Raw genomic sequence first — 18,187 nt, 5'->3', positions numbered from 1 at the left:
GCACAAGGGTACCAGTTCGAAGATGACATGAAAGCAATCTGATATCGTTATTTTTCGGGTGGCTGAATCGGTATTTCCAGCAATCCGGCGGCGAAGGAACTGACGAAGCCACAGCTGTCGAATGCCGCAATCATCGGAAACACCCTGCATCGCTAGTCGTATGCGCAGGGCCCACCCCTGCGGCGCTATACTCAGCCGTTCGGAATTCACACTACGGACTACAAGGACTCGCCCATGAAAGCGTTCGGCAAAATCCTGGGACTGGGGCTTCTCGGGTTGCTGCTGATCATCGTGGCGCTGGGCTTCGCCCTGACCCACCTCTTCGATCCCAACGACTACAAAGACGAGATCCGCCAGTTGGCGCGCGACAAGGCGCACGTCGAGCTGACCCTCAACGGCGACATCGGCTGGAGCCTGTTCCCCTGGCTGGGCCTGGAGCTGCACGAAGCCAGCATCGCGACGCTGGCCAAACCCAAGGAGCCGTTCGCCGACCTGCAGATGCTCGGCCTCTCCGTGCGTGTGCTGCCACTGCTGCGCCGCGAAGTGCAGATGAGCGATGTACGCGTCGAGGGCCTGAACCTGAGCTTGGTACGCGACGAAAACGGCCACGGCAACTGGGAGGACATCGGCAAGCCGCTACCGGCCACCACCGATGGCACTGCCAGTGCGCCGGCCCAGGCACCTGCCGAGCAACCGGCGAAGCCTGCTGAAAGCAGCAGTGAGCGCGCGGTGAAGCTCGACATCGACAGCCTGACCGTGAACAACGCCCGGGTTTACTACACCGATGCCAAGAGCGGCCAGAGCTACAGCGCCGAAAGCATCCAGCTGAGCACCGGCCCGGTCCACGAGGGCACCAATATCGCCCTTAAAGCCAGCGCCTTCCTCGGCGCCAGCCAGCCGGCCATCAAGGCCCGCACCGAGCTTGCCGGCGAGCTGCGCTTCGATCGCAAGCTCAAGCGCTACAACTTCGAAGACCTGCGCCTGACGGGCGAAACCTCCGGCGAACCTACCGCTGGCAAGACCGTCACCTTTGGCGCCCAGGGCCAGCTGCTGGTCGACATGGGGGCCAACGTGGCCTCCTGGAGCGGCCTGAAAGTCTCGGCGAACCAGCTGCGCGCCCTCGGCGAACTGAACCTGCGCGACCTGGACAAGGCGCCGCAACTGAGCGGCGGCCTGTCCATCGCCCAGTTCAACCTGCGCACCTTCCTCGACGGCATCGGCCACCCGCTGCCGGCCACCAACGACCCGGCAGCCTTTGGCAAGCTGGAGCTGGTGACCCGCCTGCAAGGCACACCGTCCAGCCTGACCCTGGCCGACCTGGCTGTGAAGCTGGACGACACCACCTTCACTGGCCGCGTGGCCATCGATGACTTCGCCAAGCAGGCCCTGCGCCTGCAGCTCAAAGGCGACAGGTTCGTTGCCGATCGCTACCTGCTGGCCAAGAGCGAGCAAGCCAAAGGCGCCACTGCCGCACGCCAGGCGGAGGTGCAGCAGCAGGAAGCCAGCGCAGTCGCCGGTGCCGGCAGCTCGCCACTGCCCAATGCCCCGACCCAGGTAGCCTGGAGCGACGACAAGCTGTTGCCGGTAGACCGCCTGCGCGTGCTCGACCTGCAAGCTGACCTGGCCTTCGGTGCGCTGACCCTGGACAAGCTGCCCATCAGCGACGCTCAGTTGCGGGCCACCTCCCAGGGCGGGCTGCTGACCCTGCAAACCCTGCGTGGCGGCCTCTACAACGGCACCTTCGAAGCCAAGGGCAACGTCGACGTGCGCCCTGCCGTGCCGCAGCTCGGCATCAACACCAGGATCAACCGGGTGCCGGTCGAGCACTTCATCAAAGCTGAAGGCAAGGAGCAGACGCCGCCGGTCAAAGGCCTGCTGACCCTGACCAGTGATCTGACGGCCACCGGTAACAGCCAGAAGGCACTGGTCGACACCCTCAATGGCAGCGCAAACTTCACCATCAACGATGGCGTGCTGGTCAATGCCAACCTCGAACAGCAACTGTGCCAGGCCATCGCCACCCTTAACCGCAAGACGTTGAGCGGCGAACCCCGTGGCAAGGACACCCCGTTCGAAGAGCTACGCGGCAGCCTGGTGATTCGCAATGGCGTGGCCAGCAACCCGGACCTCAAGGCACGCATCCCTGGCCTGACCGTCAACGGCCATGGCGACCTCGACCTGCGCGTGCTGGGCATGGACTACAACGTCGGCGTGATCGTCGAAGGCGATCAGCGCGCCATGCCCGACCCGGCCTGCCAGGTCAACGAACGCTTCGTGGGCGTGGAAGTGCCGCTGCGCTGCCGCGGCCCGCTGGAGATCGGCGCCAAGGCTTGCCGCCTGGACCAGGACGGCCTGGGCAAGGTCGCGGCCAAGCTGGCCGGCAACCGCCTGCAAGACAAGATCGATGAAAAGCTCGGAGATAAAGTGAGCCCAGAACTGAAAGACGCGCTGAAGGGGCTGTTCAAGCGATGACCCCCACGCAGTTCTCCAACGCCGTGCTGGACTGGTACGACCAGCACGGTCGCCACGACCTGCCCTGGCAACAGGGCATCAACCCATACCGCGTGTGGGTGTCGGAAATCATGCTGCAGCAGACCCAGGTCAGCACCGTGCTCAATTACTTCGACCGCTTCATGCAGGCCCTGCCGACCGTGCAGGCCCTGGCTGAGGCGCCAGAGGACGAAGTGCTGCACCTGTGGACCGGCCTTGGCTACTACACCCGCGCACGCAACCTGCAGAAGGCCGCGAAGATCGTCGTCGAGCAACATGGCGGCGAATTCCCGCGCAGCGTCGAGCAGCTCACCGAGCTGCCCGGCATCGGCCGTTCCACAGCGGGTGCCATCGCCAGCATCAGCATGGGCATTCGCGCGCCGATTCTCGATGGCAACGTCAAGCGTGTGCTGGCCCGCTACACCGCCCAGGCCGGCTACCCCGGCGAGCCCAAGGTGGCCAACCAGCTGTGGGCCACAGCCGAGCGCTTCACGCCGCAGCAGCGCGCCAACCACTACACCCAGGCGATGATGGACATGGGCGCGACGCTGTGCACGCGCAGCAAGCCCAGCTGCCTGATCTGCCCGTTGCAGCGCGGCTGCGAAGCACATCTGCACGGCGAAGAAACCCGCTACCCCGAGCCCAAACCCCGCAAGGCCCTGCCGCAAAGACGCGCGCTGATGCCACTGCTGGCCAACGATGAAGGCGCCATTCTGCTTTACCGCCGCCCATCCAGCGGCCTGTGGGGTGGCTTATGGAGCCTCCCGGAGCTGGACGATCTTGCCCAGCTCGACGACCTCGCCTACCAGCACGGCCTGCGCCTGGCCGAAAGCCGCGCACTGGACGGCCTGACCCATACCTTCAGCCACTTCCAGCTGGCGATCGAGCCATGGCTGGTACGTGTCGAGCCGGTTGGCCAGCACGTGGCCGAGGCCGACTGGCTCTGGTATAACCTCGCCACCCCGCCGCGCCTGGGCCTCGCCGCCCCGGTCAAGAAGCTGCTCAAACGCGCGGCCGACGAACTGATTGCAGGAGAAGCCCGATGACCCGCACCGTGATGTGCCGCAAGTACAAAGAAGAACTCCCAGGCCTGGCCCGCCCGCCCTACCCCGGTGCCAAGGGCCAGGACATCATCGAACACAGCTCGGAGAAAGCCTGGGAAGACTGGAAAAAACACCAGACCATGCTGATCAACGAAAAACGCCTGAACATGATGAACGGCGAGGACCGCAAGTTCCTCCAGGGCGAGATGGACAAGTTTTTCGCTGGCGAGGAATACGCCCAGGCGGAAGGGTACGTTCCCCCCTCCGAATGACCCCACGAACCGTAAGCGACGGAATTAATTTAAAATTTTTTCAAAAAGTCGTTGACGGGCCGTCAGAAAATCTATTTAATTCACCTCGTCGCCCAGATAGCTCAGTCGGTAGAGCAGAGGATTGAAAATCCTCGTGTCGGCGGTTCGACTCCGTCTCTGGGCACCACCTTCAAGCTTCTGGTGGTTGCAAAGTTACCCGAAGCGACACAAGAAACCCGCCTAGTGCGGGTTTTTTGTTGTCTGCGTTTTTTGCTTTTGGGATGAGCAGCATCGGTAGCTGCCACCCCCACACCTCCAGCCCTACCCCCCAGTTCGCGGAGACACCACCTCGGCATGTAGCCTCAGTCCGAGTGCCGCCATCACTTTCATGATGGTCGCCAGGCTTGGATTACCCTCCGCCGACAAAGCTTTGTAGAGCCCTTCGCGAGTCAGGCCCGTATCACGCGCCAGCTGAGCCATGCCACGAGCACGCGCGATATCGCCCAAGGCAGCGGCAAGCAACACCGGATCGTTTTCCTCAAGGCAGGCCTCAAGGTACAGAGCCATGTCTTCCTCTGTCTTGAGGTGATCTGCGGCATCCCACTTGGTCAGTTTGGTCTCAGTCATGACGGCCTCCTAAAGCTCGCGTGCCAGCTTGAGGGCTGAACTGATGTCCCTGGCCTGAGTGGACTTGTCGCCACCCGCCAGAAGGATGATCACCTCGTAGCCTCGCTGAACGAAATACACCCGATAGCCCGGACCGTAATCGATCCGCAACTCGGACACTCCTTCACCTACCGGCTTACAGTCCCCAATCACGCCAAGCTCGACCCGTCGCAAGCGCACATTGATACGAGCCTGTGCATGAGCATCCCGCAACGCGGCGAACCACCTTCTGTAGCTGTCGGTTTGGAATAGTGTGTGCATGGGAAAAATGTAAACCGTAGTTCACACTACATCAATCTGGACGTGTTTCAAACTATTTGATTACGCAGCGCCGCATCCTCCGCCCACCGGCATTGATCAGCATCAACGACCTCCCCCACCCCCAAACTCACAATCAGAAGTGGACATTCGACCCAACCTCGCAAGGACCTCCATGAGCGAAGAAGCCACCCTCCTGCTCCCCGCACCCGGCGAATCCTCTTCCCCCGCCCCTGCTGCACCTCGCACGCGCCGCCCTCGCCAGCGCAAACCCGAGCCCTCCATCAGCAAGGTCAGCCAGGCCCCAGCCGCGCTGGAAGTGGCCAGCGCACCAAAGGGCAGCAACGAAGACAGCACCTCGGCGCGCCTGCCGGCCAGCTACCCGTACCGCACCCGCCTGCGCCGCCAGGATTACGAGAAGGCCAAGCATGCGCTGCAGATCGAACTGCTGAAGGTCCAGAGCTGGGTCAAGGAAACCGGCCAGCGCGTGGTCATACTGTTCGAGGGGCGTGACGCAGCGGGCAAAGGTGGCACCATCAAACGCTTCATGGAGCACCTCAACCCGCGAGGCGCTCGGATCGTCGCGCTGGAGAAGCCTTCCGAGCAGGAACTGGGGCAGTGGTACTTCCAGCGTTACATCCAGCACCTGCCCACGGCGGGTGAAATGGTCTTCTTCGACCGCTCCTGGTACAACCGCGCCGGGGTCGAGAAGGTAATGGGCTTCTGTTCGCCGGTGCAGTATCTGGAGTTCATGCGCCAGGCACCGGACCTGGAGCGAATGCTGTGCAACAGCGGCATCCTGCTGTTCAAGTACTGGTTCTCGGTGAACCGCGAAGAGCAGCTGCGCCGCTTCATCTCGCGCCGGGACGACCCACTCAAGCACTGGAAGCTTTCACCCATCGACATCAAGTCGCTGGACAAGTGGGAAGACTACACCGCAGCCAAGGAGGCGATGTTCTTCCATACCGATACCGCCGATGCACCGTGGACGGTGATCAAGTCGGACGACAAGAAACGCGCACGAATCAACTGTATCCGGCACTTCCTGCATTCGCTGGATTATCCGGGGAAGGACCACCGCGTGGCTCATGCGCCCGATGAGCTGTTGGTCGGCCGCGCATCGCGCGGGTTCGAGGGAGACGAGCCGACACCGCCCACCAGTTGAATCACCCGGGCTGCTGCGCTTCAATACGCGCAATTTCCGAACACCCCAAGGATTCACCCATGGCCACCCCAACCAAGCAACAGAAACGCGCCAAGCGTGCCGCCAGCAAAGCCAAGCAGAACCGCATGGTGCGCAGCGGCCAGGCGGTCAAGGCCAGTGCCGGTGACAGCGCCAGCATCGAGCAGGTGTTCAACAAAGCCATGGAGACCGACAGCTACAAAGAGCTGTTCGCGAAGATGAAAGCCGCCCAGGAAACCAGCCTGGTAGCGATGATCTCGGTGTTCCTGGTCGACCCGCTGCTGGCCTTGGTACTCAAGGGCCACAAGGAAGAGCACGCCACCGACTACATCGTGCTGGTGTTCAACGCCTACCGCACCTGGCTCGACGGCGCCGACGAAGACACCACCATGGCCTGGCTGGAGAGCGATGAGTTCCAGGAAGCCTATATCGCCGCTTCCGAACTGGTCGCCAAGCAGCAGCAACAGCAGAAGCAGTTTGGCTGACCGGGCTGCTTGACCTGATCTGGCCTCTTCGCGGGTAAACCCGCTCCCACAGATTCACCGCAAGCTGTAGGAGCGGGTTTACCCGCGAAGGGCCGGAACAGGCATCAAAAAAGGCCGCGTCCTGTGCAGGACGCGGCCTTTCTTCATTTCAAGCAGCGCGGATCAGTTATCCAGCGCCACCCGCCCGGCCGCTTCACGCTTGCGGTGCACCAGCAAGCCCGCCGCCACCACGCCAATGCTCAACAGCGCAGTCGCGATGATCTCGGCACGGTGATCCTCACGCAGTGCCATCACCGCCAACACGGCAATGATGAAGGCGATGGTTGCCCAGGTCAGGCCAGGGAACAGCCACATCTTGAAGTCGATCTTCTCGCCGCGCGCTTCACGCTGGCTACGCATGCGCAGTTGCGACACGGCAATCACCAGGTACACCAGCAGCGCGATGGCGCCGGAGCTGGCCAGCAGGAACTCGAACACCTGGGCCGGGGCCACGTAGTTGGCGAATACGCAGAGGAACGCAGCAGCGGTCGACAGCAGCACGGCCACATGCGGGGTTGCCGCCTTGGTGGTGCGCTGGGCGATGGCCGGGGCGTCACCACGCTTGCTCAGCGAGAACAGCATGCGCGACGAGGTGTACAGCGCCGAGTTCAGGCAGCTGGTCACGGCGACCAGTACCACGATGTCGACGATCAGCTTGGCGTTCGGCACGCCGATGCGGCTCAGCACGGTCTGGTAGGAACCGACTTCGGCCAGCGCCGGGTCGTTCCACGGCACCAGGGCCACGACCAGGAAGATCGACACGAGATAGAACAGGCAGATACGCCAGATCACCGAGTTGGTGGCGCGGCTGATCTGCTTGCCCGGGTCTTTCGATTCGGCAGCGGCGATTGTGACGATCTCGGTACCCATGAACGAGAACATGGTGGTCAGCATGGCCGCCAGCACTGCGCCCAGACCGTTAGGCATGAACCCTTGGGTGTCGAACAGGTGCGCAGCACCGCTCACCTGGCTGCTCGGCACGAAGCCGAACATGGCGATACAGCCGACGACGATGAAGCCGATGATCGCCAGCACCTTGAGCAGGGCGAACCAGAACTCGAACTCACCGTAGTTCTTCACGCTGCACAGGTTGGTCAGGGTCAGCGCCAAGGTAATGAGAAGCGAGAAGGCCCACAGGTCCACCGACGGGAACCAGGCGTGAAGAATGGCCGCAGCGGCGTTGGCTTCCAGCGGAATCACCAGCACCCAGAACCACCAGTACAACCATCCAATGGTAAAACCGGCCCAGCGGCCAATGGCGCGGTCGGCATAAGTGGAGAACGAGCCCGTATCCGGCGAGGCGATCGCCATTTCGCCGAGCATGCGCATCACCAGTACGACCAAGGTACCAGCGGCGGCGTAGGCCAGCAGCACGGCAGGGCCGGCAGCTGCGATGGCATGGCCGGAACCCACGAACAGACCGGCGCCGATAACGCCAGCAATGGACAGCATGGTGACATGCCGTTGTTTGAGCCCCTGAGCGAGGTCATTGGAATTGTTACCGCTCATTAAAACTACCTTTGTAAGGAGTGGACCACTCCGACTGCGTTAACAGAGCGCACCTGGGGTTGACCTAGGCGTCGCTGCAATCGGCGGCTTCGTACTGGCAATAACCGCGCCATGTGCTGAATACATTCGTCGGATCCTTACACGAGCCTTCTAACGGTGCGGGTTGCAGGGCATTCGGCCAACCTCTGTCCGAAAGGGCGCCAAACAACCCTGCTGCGTCCGGATTACGGAAATACCCACTTACAAACGCACCAAAGGTGCTCCACGGTAACACCTTTGCACCGGCGCAAAGCACAAAAGCGCAACCTGCAGGTACAACCCTCCCCGCCGACTTCAATAGGCTACGGTCGCACCCACAGCAGCGGGCCAGACCCGCGAGTGGTCTAAAAGCGCTTCCCAGTGCCGGCCAAAACTGGCACCATCGCGCCTTTTTTCATCAAGGCTACGGCGCTGGGCGAGACCCTTTGCGGACATCTGCGCGACGTTGCGCTGCAACGATGCGACAAACTGCCCCGGCAACGCCTTGAGCCCCCTGCGACCCTGTTGGCCGTCTATTGCCGCTATGCTAGCGTGGCGCTCGCCAGGAAGGCCGCCAACAGCTGGGAACGCACCCGATCACATGAGGACCGCACATGGCCCAGGCCACGCCCGCGCTGGAAATCCGCAATCTGCACAAACGCTACGGCGAGCAGGAAATTCTCAAGGGCATTTCGCTGACCGCGCGCGACGGTGACGTGATCTCCATCCTGGGGTCGTCCGGCTCCGGCAAGTCCACCCTGCTGCGCTGCATCAACCTGCTGGAAAACCCCCACCAGGGTGAAATCCTCGTCGCCGGCGAGAGCCTCAAGCTCAAGGCCGCCAAGAACGGTGACCTGATCGCCGCCGACAATCGCCAGATCAACCGCCTGCGCAGCGAGATCGGCTTCGTCTTCCAGAACTTCAACCTGTGGCCACACATGTCGATCCTCGACAACATCATCGAGGCGCCGCGTCGCGTGCTCGGCCAGAGCAGGGCCGAGGCCATCGAAGCCGCCGAAGCGCTATTGAACAAGGTCGGCATCCACGACAAGCGCCACAGCTACCCCGCCCAGCTTTCCGGTGGCCAGCAACAACGCGCTGCCATCGCCCGCACCCTGGCCATGAAGCCCAAGGTCATCCTGTTCGACGAGCCGACCTCGGCGCTCGATCCGGAAATGGTCCAGGAAGTGCTTAACGTTATCCGCGCACTGGCCGAAGAAGGCCGTACCATGCTGCTGGTGACGCACGAGATGAACTTTGCCCGCCAGGTGTCCAGTGAAGTGGTCTTCCTGCACCAGGGCCTGGTTGAAGAGCAAGGATCGCCGCAGCAGGTCTTCGAGAACCCGACCTCGGCGCGTTGCAAGCAATTCATGTCCAGCCACCGCTAACGGAGCAATACATGCACATTTACAAGAAGTTCCTCCTGGCAGCCGCTGCCACCCTGGTGATGTCGGCAAACGCCATGGCCGCGGAAAAACTGCGCATGGGTATCGAAGCCGCCTACCCACCGTTCAACAACAAGGATGCCAGCGGTAACGTCGTCGGCTTCGACAAGGACATCGGCGACGCCCTGTGCGCCAAGATGAAGGTCGAGTGCGACGTGGTCACCTCCGACTGGGACGGCATCATCCCGGCCCTGAATGCCAAGAAGTTCGACTTCCTGGTGTCGTCGCTGTCGATCACCGACGAGCGCAAGCAGGCGGTCGACTTCACCGACCCGTACTACTCCAACAAGCTGCAGTTCATCGCGCCGAAGAACGTCGACTTCAAGACCGACAAGGCGTCGCTCAAAGGCAAGGTGATCGGCACCCAGCGCGCTACCCTGGCGGGCACCTGGCTGGAAGACAACTACGGCAACGACGTAGAGATCAAGCTGTACGACACCCAGGAAAACGCCTACCTGGACCTGGTGTCCGGCCGCATCGACGGCATCCTGGCCGACAAGTACGTGCAGTACGAGTGGCTCAAGAGCAAGGACGGCATGAACTTCGAGTTCAAGGGCGAGCCAGTGGTCGACAGCGACAAGATCGGCATCGCCGTGCGCAAGGGTGACCCGCTGCGCGAGAAGCTGAACAAGGCCTTGGCGGAAATCAAGGCTGACGGTACGTACAAGAAGATCAACGACAAGTACTTCCCATTCAGCATCGAATGATCCGCTCCGACCTGCGCGCCCCCGGGGCGCGCAGGTCCCTAGAATGACCTGCCCATGAATATCGACCTGCACGGATTCGGTCCGGCCATGATGGCTGGCACCCTGATGACCGTAAAACTGGCGCTCTGCGCCCTGTTGCTGGGGCTGGTCCTGGGCCTGCTCGGCGCCCTGGCCAAGACTTCCACGATCAAGCCGCTGCAATGGCTTGGCGGTTTCTACTCGACCCTGGTGCGCGGCGTGCCCGAGCTGCTCTGGGTTCTGCTCATCTACTTCGGCACCGTCGGCCTGATGAACAGCCTCGGCGAAGCCCTGAACATGCCGGGCCTCGAGCTGAGCGCCTTCGCCGCCGGCGTCATCGCCCTGGGCCTGTGCTTCGGCGCCTATGCCACCGAAGTGTTCCGCGGCGCGATCCTGGCGATCCCCAAGGGCCACCGTGAGGCCGGCCTGGCACTGGGCCTGTCCAAGGGCCGCATCCTGTCGCGGATCATCCTGCCACAGATGTGGCGCATCGCCCTGCCGGGCCTGGGCAACCTGTTCATGATCCTGATGAAGGACACCGCACTGGTGTCGGTGATCGGCCTGGAAGAAATCATGCGCCACGCGCAGATCGGCGTGACCGTGACCAAGGAGCCGTTCACCTTCTACATGGTCGCCGCCTGTATCTATCTGAGCCTCACGATCCTCGCCATGACCGGCATGCACTTCATGGAAAAACGTGCCGCTCGCGGCTTTGCGAGGGCTGAATAATGAATTGGGAAGTCATCATCAAGTGGCTGCCGCGCCTGGCCCAAGGCGCGACCCTGACCCTGGAGCTGGTGGCCATCGCCGTGGTCGCCGGGCTGATCCTGGCCATCCCGCTGGGCATCGCCCGCTCGTCGCGCCACTGGTACGTGCGCGCCGTGCCGTTCAGCTACATTTTCTTCTTCCGCGGCACGCCGCTGCTGGTGCAGCTGTTCCTGGTCTACTACGGCCTGGCGCAGTTCGACGCAGTGCGCTCGAGCAGCCTGTGGCCGTACCTGCGCGATCCGTTCTGGTGCACGGTGCTGACCATGACCCTGCACACCGCCGCCTACATCGCCGAGATTCTGCGCGGTGCGCTGCAGTCGATCCCCAAGGGTGAAATCGAAGCCGCACGGGCACTGGGTATGTCGCGGGGCAAGACGCTGTTCTACATCATGCTGCCACGCGCCTCGCGCATCGGCCTGCCGGCCTACAGCAACGAAGTGATCCTGATGCTCAAGGCCAGCGCCCTGGCCAGTACCGTGACCCTGCTGGAACTGACCGGCATGGCCCGTACGATCATTGCCCGGACCTACCTGCCAGTGGAAATCTTCTTCGCTGCCGGGGTGTTCTACCTGGTGATCTCGTTCGTGCTGGTGCAAGGCTTCAAGCTGCTGGAGCGCTGGTTGCGCGTGGACGCCTGCCAGGGTCGATAAACCTACACTGCCGTCTTCGCGGGTAAACCCGCTCCCGCAGGGATCCCCACTGCCTCGAGGCCTGTGGTGAACCCTGTAGGAGCGGGTTTACCCGCGATAGGGTCCTGAAAAACACCACACATTTCAAACCCGCCCCATGTCCACCTACCTCCACAGCCACCACCTGCACGACCGCTTCCAGGCCCTCGACCAGTTCCTGACCGAGCACCAGTCGCTGTGGAAACCCCGGCCCTTCACCGTCCTGCGCCTGGACTGGGAAACCGAATACCCCGAACTCGCCGCCCACCTGCGCCAGTGCACCCTGGCCGACGCCGAAGCCGACATCGACCCGCAAGGCCTACCGGCCCCGTTTCCGCAACTGGCTGCAGAAGCCGGGCAACTGTCGGCCCTGGGCGAACTCCCCGACAACGGCCTGCCTGCCGCCGGGCACCGCCTCAACGTCGCCGTTCCCGGCCGCAAATGGCAGCAGATCGAAGCCTTCAGCCGCCGCCTGGGCTTTCGCGAGCAGACCCGTCACTGGCTAGACTGGTGCTCCGGCAAAGGCCACCTCGGCCGCCGCCTGCTGCAACCCGGCCAGCAGCTCACCTGCCTGGAATACAACCCTGAGCTGGTGGCCGCCGGCCAGGCCCTGAGCGATCACCATCACCTGCCCGCGACCCATATCCACCAGGATGTGATGGCTGCCAGCTGCACCCTCCACCTGAACCACGAGAAAAGCGTGGTCGCCCTGCACGCGTGCGGCGAGCTGCACGTACACCTGCTGCGCCAGGCCAGCCAGCAAGGTTGCCGACACCTGGCCGTGGCCCCCTGTTGCTACAACCGCATCCCTGGCGAGCACTATCAACCGTTATCCTCAGCCGCGCAGAATTCTCCACTACAGCTGAGCATGATCGACCTGGGCCTGCCGCTGAACGAAGCCGTCACCGCCAGCACCCGCGTGCGCCATCAGCGCGACTGCTCCATGGCCCGGCGCCTGGGCTTCGACCTGCTGCAGCGCGAACAGCGCCAGTGTGATCAATACCTGTCCACCCCTTCGCTGCCGATCGCCTGGCTGGACAAGCCTTTCGAGCAGTACTGCCGTGAGCTGGCCGCCCTGCGCGAGGTCGAGCTGAGGGGCAACCCGGACTGGGCTGCGCTGGAGGCCGCCGGCTGGCAGCGCCTGGCCGAAGTACGCAACCTCGAGCGCCTGCGCAACCTGTTCCGCCGGCCGCTGGAGCTATGGCTGGTGCTCGACCGCGCCCTGTTCCTCGAAGAACAGGGCTACTCCGTGCGCCTCGGTACTTTCTGCGATTACCCACTCACCCCACGCAACCTGCTGCTGCTGGCCGAACGTGACTGTTAGCCGCAGCACAACCTGTGGATAACTCTGTGAACAAGCTTTTGATGACTGGATGGAGCCAAGCGCTATTTCAAGCGCTTGGCTTATTCCAGAACGGGCCTCAAGCCCAGTAAAAACAGATGTTTGCGCAAAGACAGGCGGTACGGAGAAGCGGCATGCCTTTCGCGCACGGCGGCAATGCCTCTTGTGCATAAACAAAAATTCGATTAAGCAAATTCCCCCCAGGCATGCCCAGAAATTGCGCCTGATTGCACACCCTGAGGGAGCGGGTTCACCCGCGTAGAGGCGCGACGGTGTATCATCCGCCCCCCAAATCATTAAAAAGCTACGTCGCACGCTGCCCGCCAGCCCTGCGACCGTCTGGCGTTGCGCCAGAATCGACAATGGACTAACGGACTACACCATCGTGACCCAAGCCAAATCCCTCGCCCTGCTGGCCTTCACCCTGACCCTGGGCGCCTGCGCCAGCGATCCTGCCCCGCAGCCGGTCAGTAACCTGGACTGGAACACTCCCGGCATGCAGCTGGGCGGCGACAACGGCCTGCCCCTGCGCGTCGAAAGCCCGTGCCGCAAGCGCGGCTGCGATAACGACAAGCTGTTTTTCAACCCCGGCAAGACCGAGCCGAACGTCAACACCATTCACCGCGGCTGGTAAGAAAATATCCTTTTGGGCCGGTGACTTAGGCTATTTTCAAGCTTTCGCAAGGAAGTGGTTTACAGGCGCCAACCGATCGTTATAATGACGCCCCATTGCCGGTATAGCTCAGATGGTAGAGCAACTGACTTGTAATCAGTAGGTCCCGGGTTCGATTCCTGGTGCCGGCACCATACGCAGTATCAAAAAAGGCTCACCCAAAGGTGGGCCTTTTTTGTTTTCACATGCTTGAAACGACTGCCTATCAGGCAGCTTTCTGCTCCAACATCTCCCAACCTAAACAAGCCAGCGCTAACGTACGCGGCACCGCTTCACGTCCACTGCTATAGCGGCTAATACTGCGCGCACTAACCCCCAGCGCTTCGGCTGCCTGGTCGAGCGTCATCCTGTGTCGCAGACGCCAGCGAATGAAGATTCGGGTGTTCTCATCAGGGGCAGTCTGGGCAAGCGCGTCCAGTAATAGAGTGTCGGCACCAATCTGAATATCCAGCTCCGGCCACTCCACAGACCACCCCCCATCGCCCAACGTGACACCGTCAAACGCTTTACGCTCAACCAGTGGTGCCAATCCCGGATAAGCCCTCAAAGCGTCGCTCATATCCAGGATGAACTGTTGACCATTGGTAAAGATCAGTTCGAGGCAGGCGCCCGAGCGAGGCTGAACAGCCCGCAAGCGGGGACGTTTCATCGATGCCATTTCATCCACTCCTTCAACAGATCGGCCTGATTGGCCGCGACCCACGCTAGGGCCTCTTGCATTACTTTGGCAGGTGCTCTGCCCTGCGTAACAGTCACAGTTTCAAGACTGATCACCACGTCCACCCCACCTCCCGTAAGGTGCACGTGAGGTGGCAGATGGTCCCTTTCCCTTAGCTCGATACGATACTTTTCGCGAAATCGGTATTTGGTAGACATGGCTCGATCGTATCGCCAATTTGGCGATACATCAAGGAGCGGCTGATTGGCCTTGAATGCTCGAACAAACCGTTGCAAAACGGGCAGCCCCAAGTCACGGGTAAGCGGAAAGCTGTGAGGCACCGCGCGACGAGTGGCGAAGATCGAACATCCACAGGTGGGCATAATGGCATCGCCTTAGCGATTTACCCGCCCATCCGTTTTTTAATCCGCCTTGCGAGCCCCTGTGCAATGAATGCCGAAATCCGTTACTCGATCATCCTGGAGCACACCGCCGAAGTGCTGCTTGCCAATGCCTCCATGGCGCAGGTCGAGGAATTCTGGGATGCCAACGACGCGCGCTATTTTGGCTTGCACATGGAAGACCCGTGCGGCTCGCATGTGCGCGTCATGGTCACCGATGAAATACCAGAGGACGAGTAGCCTTGCGCATGTCTGTAGGAGCGGCTTTAGCCGCGAAGCAGGCACTGCGGTGGATGGCACGGGCTTCGCCCGTGTTCGCGGGCAAGCCCGCTCCTACAGGGATCGCGTCGATTTCAGGGTCTGTGCAAGACAGTTGCCCCACAAAGTGGGGCCGCTTTGCGGCCCCAATTGATCAGAACGCAGTGCTGACCGTCAGCGACAGGTTGCGCGGGTCACCGTAAATCGCCCCGGCATAGAACCCGTACTGGGTGTAGTAGTGCTTGTCGAACAGGTTGTCGACATTGAGGCTCACCGTGGTGTCATCGGTGAGCTGGTACTTGGCCATGGCATTCCAGATCGCATAACCAGACCAGTTCACATCGGTCGCCCCCGCACTCACCCCGTTCACCGGCTGCCCGGCCGGGCTGGAAATCGCGCGGATGTTGGTCTGTGCCTTCACCCCGGCCCCCAGGGTCAAGCGATCCAGCGAGCCAGACAGACGATAGGTGGTCGAGGCCTTGAACAGGTGCGATGGGTCGCTGCGCCCGTCGCTGTCGACGCGGCGGAAATGCAGGTAGGTATAACCGGCATACACATTCCAGTTCGGCGTCAGCGCACCAGCAATTTCCAGGTCGATACCGTCCGTTTCCTGGCCGGTGCCGGCCTTGTAGGCGTCACCCCCGGTTGGCGTGGTCAGGCCGTCGTCGAGCACTGCCTTGTTCTGCTGCTTGGTGCGGAAGTACGCCGCCGAGGCGTTCAGGCGCCCATCCAGCCACTCGCCCTTGATGCCGGTCTCGTAGCTCTGGCCGCGAATCGGCTCGACCTTGGCACCGCTTTCGGTCTCGGCCGTTTGCGGGTTGAAGATGTCGGTGTAGCTGGCGTACAGCGAGTAGGTGTCGTTGAGGTCGTACACCGCACCCAGGTAGGGGGTGACGATGCCGTTGTTCTGCTGGTTGCTGCGCACACCGGCGACACTGTTGGTGGTTGCCGAATAATCGGTGGTGCGCACGCCGACGATCACTGACAGCGGGTCGGTAATGCTCAGGCGGGTGGCGGCGTACATGCCCTGTAAGCGGGTGGTGGTCTTGCTGTGGCGGCCGGTGCGCGAGGCGATCATGTCGTAGTCGCTGTCCACGCCGTTGTGCCAGTCGGTCAGCGGGAAGCCGTTGTTGGCGCGGAACTGGCAGCCCACCGAGGGCGCGCTGACGCGGTCGTCGCTGACCAGGGTGCAGCTGTATTCCGGCGACCAGGCCACGGTGCGGCTGTCGTTGTAGCCGACCATCGCCTGATGGGTGCGACCGAACAGCTGGAACGGGCCGGACAGGTCGATCTGCGCCGATTGCTGGGTGGTGTCACTGGAGCTGTGCAGGCCGTTGAGCACCGCGCCGCTGCCATCCTGGTCCCAGTAGCCGCCGTAACTGCCACGTCCGGCCGAATTGACCTTGGCCAGGCCGCGATGGTTGAGCACTTCGGCCGTGCTCTGGGCCGCCTCGAGGTCGAGCGTCCAGTCGTTGTCGAAGCGGTGCTCCAGCGAGCCGAAGGCGGTGCGGGTGGTGTACTCGCCGAAGCTCCAGCTCGGCACCACGTTGGTGCTGCGTGGCAAGTCGGTCTTGCTGCCGTCCTTGTACCAGATCGGGATGTTGGCGCCCCAACCGCCACCGACCACCTTGTTGTATTCGTACTGGTAACCGGCGCCAATCGTGGTGGCATCGTCGATGTCGAATTCGAAGTTGGCCAGCGCCGCACGCGCGCGTTCGGACTGGTTGTCGCGGAACGAGTTGGCGTCGCCCTGGGTCATTACGAAACGCGAACGCAGGCGGCCATCTTCAGACAGCGGCAGGTTGAGGTCGGCGCCCAGGCGGCGTTTGTCCCAGCTGCCATAAGTGGCGTAGGCGCTGCCGCCAAAGGTCCGGGTCGGGGCCTTGCGGATCAGGTTGACGGTGGCCGACGGGTCGCCGGTGCCGCCAAGCAAGCCGTTGGCGCCGCGGACGATGTCGATGCGCTCGTACAGGTCCATGTTCAGCGCGTTGCCGCCACCGCTGAAGTCGGAGCCGCCCTGGAACTGCAGGCCATCGACCTTCCAGTTGCTGATCGAGTAGCCACGGGCACGGAAGTCAGTGCGCCCACCCACTTCGGACTTGGTGGCACTCACGCCTGGCGTGGTGTCCAGCGCCTGCTCGATGGAGTGCACATCGCGGTCGTCCATCTGCTGGCGGGTGATGGTGGTGACCGACTGTGGCGTCTGCCGTGGGGTCAGCTGCAGGCCGGTGGAGCTGCGGGTGCTTTCCACCGTGTAGCCGAGCTGGCCGGTTTCGTCTGCGGATACCAGCGCACTGTCCTCGATCTGCGTGGCCTCCAGTTCCAACGGCTGGCTTTCGGCAGCCAGGGCGCTGCCACTGATGGCGACGGCAATGAAGAAGGCAAGCGGGTGCAGGCGGCTACCGCCCCGGACAACAGGAGTGAAGTCGTTCATGGCGCTCTTGAGGTTCATTTGGGAAGGTTTCGTATTCGCAGATGATTTTTTGTTACGATTCTAGGGAACCGCCCTTTGGGCTCCATACCCGGCTTGTACGGGGATGTAATTGAACGTAACGAGCGCTGCCGGCCCTCCCCAACAGGTGTTTTTCCGATGAGCACGACCTTGCTGGTTGTCGACGATGACGACGAGATCCGCGAACTTCTTTGCGACTACCTTACCGATGCCGGCTACACCGTACTGGCGGCAGCAGACGGTGAAGGCATGCGCGAGCAACTGGCCGCGAGCAAGGTCGACCTGGTGGTGCTCGACCTGATGCTGCCTGGCGAGGATGGCTTGAGCCTGTGCCGCCAGCTGCAGGCGACGCCGGGCCTGGCGGTGATCATGCTGTCGGCCAAGGGCAGCACGCTGGACCGCATCATCGGCCTGGAAGTGGGTGCCGACGACTACCTGGCCAAGCCTTTCGAACCGCGCGAGCTGGTCGCCCGCATCAAGGCCGTGCTGCGCCGCCCGCAACGCCTGGATAGCCCAGACGAGCAGGCTAGCGAAGCTCAGCGTTTCGCCGGTTTCAGCCTCGACCCTGTCAAACGTCTGCTGACCCGCCCAGACGGCGCGAGCCTCACCCTGCCCCGCTCCGATTACCGGGTGCTGCGGGAGCTGCTGGAGGCCAACAACCGTGTGGTCTCGCGCGATCTGCTGACACGCAGCGCGTTTGGCCGCGATCACCACCCCGACGATCGCTCGGTGGACATGTGCATCAGCCGCCTGCGTCAGCAATTGCGCCGTGCACCGGCCAGCGATATCCAGATCCTGACCATCCGCAACGAAGGCTACCTGCTAAGCCTCGGCCGTGCCGAGGTCGGGAGCTGA

General features: G+C 62.5%; 19 protein-coding genes and 2 tRNA genes. 15 read left to right on the top strand and 6 right to left on the bottom strand.

The window, feature by feature from the left end; translation table 11 throughout:
• Window positions 1–234 precede the first annotated feature (234 nt).
• The 4 genes from L6D64_RS12385 (at window position 235) to L6D64_RS12370 (ending at window position 3,971) form a co-directional block, all read left to right on the top strand.
• The gene (locus L6D64_RS12385) at window positions 235–2,472 is read left to right on the top strand and encodes an AsmA family protein (RefSeq protein ID WP_176509089.1); all 2,238 of its coding nucleotides are present in this window, start codon (window positions 235–237) and stop codon (window positions 2,470–2,472) included.
• Window positions 2,469–3,536, top strand: coding sequence for an A/G-specific adenine glycosylase (gene mutY, locus L6D64_RS12380; protein ID WP_176509090.1), 1,068 nt, complete (start codon window positions 2,469–2,471; stop codon window positions 3,534–3,536). Before L6D64_RS12385 ends, mutY begins: the two co-directional genes overlap by 4 nt.
• The gene (locus tag L6D64_RS12375; RefSeq protein ID WP_236192451.1) at window positions 3,533–3,805 is read left to right on the top strand and encodes an oxidative damage protection protein; all 273 of its coding nucleotides are present in this window, start codon (window positions 3,533–3,535) and stop codon (window positions 3,803–3,805) included. Before mutY ends, L6D64_RS12375 begins: the two co-directional genes overlap by 4 nt.
• A gap of 90 nt (window positions 3,806–3,895) precedes the next feature.
• Window positions 3,896–3,971, top strand: a tRNA-Phe gene (locus tag L6D64_RS12370).
• Between the two features lie 134 nt (window positions 3,972–4,105).
• Here the strand turns inward: L6D64_RS12370 and L6D64_RS12365 are convergent.
• Together L6D64_RS12365 and L6D64_RS12360 are read right to left on the bottom strand one after the other, a co-directional pair.
• The gene (locus L6D64_RS12365) at window positions 4,106–4,411 is read right to left on the bottom strand and encodes an addiction module antidote protein (protein ID WP_176509091.1); all 306 of its coding nucleotides are present in this window, start codon (window positions 4,409–4,411) and stop codon (window positions 4,106–4,108) included.
• A gap of 9 nt (window positions 4,412–4,420) precedes the next feature.
• The gene (locus L6D64_RS12360) at window positions 4,421–4,711 is read right to left on the bottom strand and encodes a type II toxin-antitoxin system RelE/ParE family toxin (protein WP_176509092.1); all 291 of its coding nucleotides are present in this window, start codon (window positions 4,709–4,711) and stop codon (window positions 4,421–4,423) included.
• 172 nt (window positions 4,712–4,883) lie between these two features.
• Between L6D64_RS12360 and ppk2 the strand changes: the two genes are divergently transcribed.
• Entirely contained in the window at window positions 4,884–5,873 is a 990-nt protein-coding gene (gene ppk2 / locus L6D64_RS12355; RefSeq protein ID WP_236192450.1) for a polyphosphate kinase 2, read from the top strand.
• Window positions 5,874–5,932: 59 nt separating this feature from the next.
• Window positions 5,933–6,376: a hypothetical protein gene (locus L6D64_RS12350; protein WP_054886711.1), complete on the top strand. Its 444-nt coding sequence runs from the start codon at window positions 5,933–5,935 to the stop codon at window positions 6,374–6,376.
• 162 nt (window positions 6,377–6,538) lie between these two features.
• Here L6D64_RS12350 and gabP read toward each other — a convergent pair whose 3' ends face one another.
• Window positions 6,539–7,924: a GABA permease gene (gabP, locus tag L6D64_RS12345; RefSeq protein ID WP_176509093.1), complete on the bottom strand. Its 1,386-nt coding sequence runs from the start codon at window positions 7,922–7,924 to the stop codon at window positions 6,539–6,541.
• 632 nt (window positions 7,925–8,556) lie between these two features.
• On the opposite strand from gabP, the gene L6D64_RS12340 reads away from it, so the two are divergent.
• The 7 genes from L6D64_RS12340 (at window position 8,557) to L6D64_RS12310 (ending at window position 13,697) form a co-directional block, all read left to right on the top strand.
• Window positions 8,557–9,330, top strand: coding sequence for an ABC transporter ATP-binding protein (locus tag L6D64_RS12340; protein WP_176509094.1), 774 nt, complete (start codon window positions 8,557–8,559; stop codon window positions 9,328–9,330).
• Window positions 9,331–9,341: 11 nt separating this feature from the next.
• On the top strand, window positions 9,342–10,094 hold the full coding sequence (locus L6D64_RS12335; RefSeq protein ID WP_176509095.1) for an ABC transporter substrate-binding protein: 753 nt from the start codon (window positions 9,342–9,344) through the stop codon (window positions 10,092–10,094).
• A 54-nt stretch (window positions 10,095–10,148) separates the two neighbouring features.
• Window positions 10,149–10,841, top strand: a complete 693-nt coding sequence (locus tag L6D64_RS12330; protein WP_176509096.1) for an ABC transporter permease — start codon at window positions 10,149–10,151, stop codon at window positions 10,839–10,841.
• Window positions 10,841–11,530, top strand: coding sequence for an ABC transporter permease (locus L6D64_RS12325; RefSeq protein WP_054886716.1), 690 nt, complete (start codon window positions 10,841–10,843; stop codon window positions 11,528–11,530). The genes L6D64_RS12330 and L6D64_RS12325 overlap by 1 nt, the downstream gene beginning before the upstream one ends.
• Window positions 11,531–11,666: 136 nt before the next feature.
• Window positions 11,667–12,872, top strand: coding sequence for a methyltransferase (locus L6D64_RS12320; protein WP_176509097.1), 1,206 nt, complete (start codon window positions 11,667–11,669; stop codon window positions 12,870–12,872).
• 403 nt (window positions 12,873–13,275) lie between these two features.
• Window positions 13,276–13,524, top strand: coding sequence for a hypothetical protein (locus tag L6D64_RS12315; RefSeq protein ID WP_176509098.1), 249 nt, complete (start codon window positions 13,276–13,278; stop codon window positions 13,522–13,524).
• Between the two features lie 97 nt (window positions 13,525–13,621).
• Window positions 13,622–13,697: transfer RNA gene (locus L6D64_RS12310), tRNA-Thr, on the top strand.
• Between the two features lie 71 nt (window positions 13,698–13,768).
• Here the strand turns inward: L6D64_RS12310 and L6D64_RS12305 are convergent.
• Window positions 13,769–14,221: a DUF2442 domain-containing protein gene (locus L6D64_RS12305; protein WP_176509099.1), complete on the bottom strand. Its 453-nt coding sequence runs from the start codon at window positions 14,219–14,221 to the stop codon at window positions 13,769–13,771.
• The gene (locus L6D64_RS12300; RefSeq protein ID WP_176509100.1) at window positions 14,209–14,439 is read right to left on the bottom strand and encodes a DUF4160 domain-containing protein; all 231 of its coding nucleotides are present in this window, start codon (window positions 14,437–14,439) and stop codon (window positions 14,209–14,211) included. The genes L6D64_RS12305 and L6D64_RS12300 overlap by 13 nt, the downstream gene beginning before the upstream one ends.
• A gap of 231 nt (window positions 14,440–14,670) precedes the next feature.
• Between L6D64_RS12300 and L6D64_RS12295 the strand changes: the two genes are divergently transcribed.
• Window positions 14,671–14,862, top strand: a complete 192-nt coding sequence (locus L6D64_RS12295) for a hypothetical protein (RefSeq protein WP_176509101.1) — start codon at window positions 14,671–14,673, stop codon at window positions 14,860–14,862.
• Between the two features lie 172 nt (window positions 14,863–15,034).
• On the opposite strand, the gene L6D64_RS12290 is transcribed toward L6D64_RS12295, so the two are convergent.
• The gene (locus L6D64_RS12290; protein ID WP_176509102.1) at window positions 15,035–17,332 is read right to left on the bottom strand and encodes a TonB-dependent siderophore receptor; all 2,298 of its coding nucleotides are present in this window, start codon (window positions 17,330–17,332) and stop codon (window positions 15,035–15,037) included.
• Between the two features lie 138 nt (window positions 17,333–17,470).
• Between L6D64_RS12290 and L6D64_RS12285 the strand changes: the two genes are divergently transcribed.
• Window positions 17,471–18,187, top strand: a complete 717-nt coding sequence (locus L6D64_RS12285; protein ID WP_176509103.1) for a response regulator — start codon at window positions 17,471–17,473, stop codon at window positions 18,185–18,187.

This window comes from Pseudomonas urethralis, from assembly GCF_021602465.1.
Classification (GTDB): Bacteria; Pseudomonadota; Gammaproteobacteria; order Pseudomonadales; family Pseudomonadaceae; genus Aquipseudomonas; species Aquipseudomonas vlassakiae.
The sequence above is the reverse complement of the archived record's forward strand: the minus strand, read 5'-3'. Positions and strand labels throughout refer to the sequence as shown.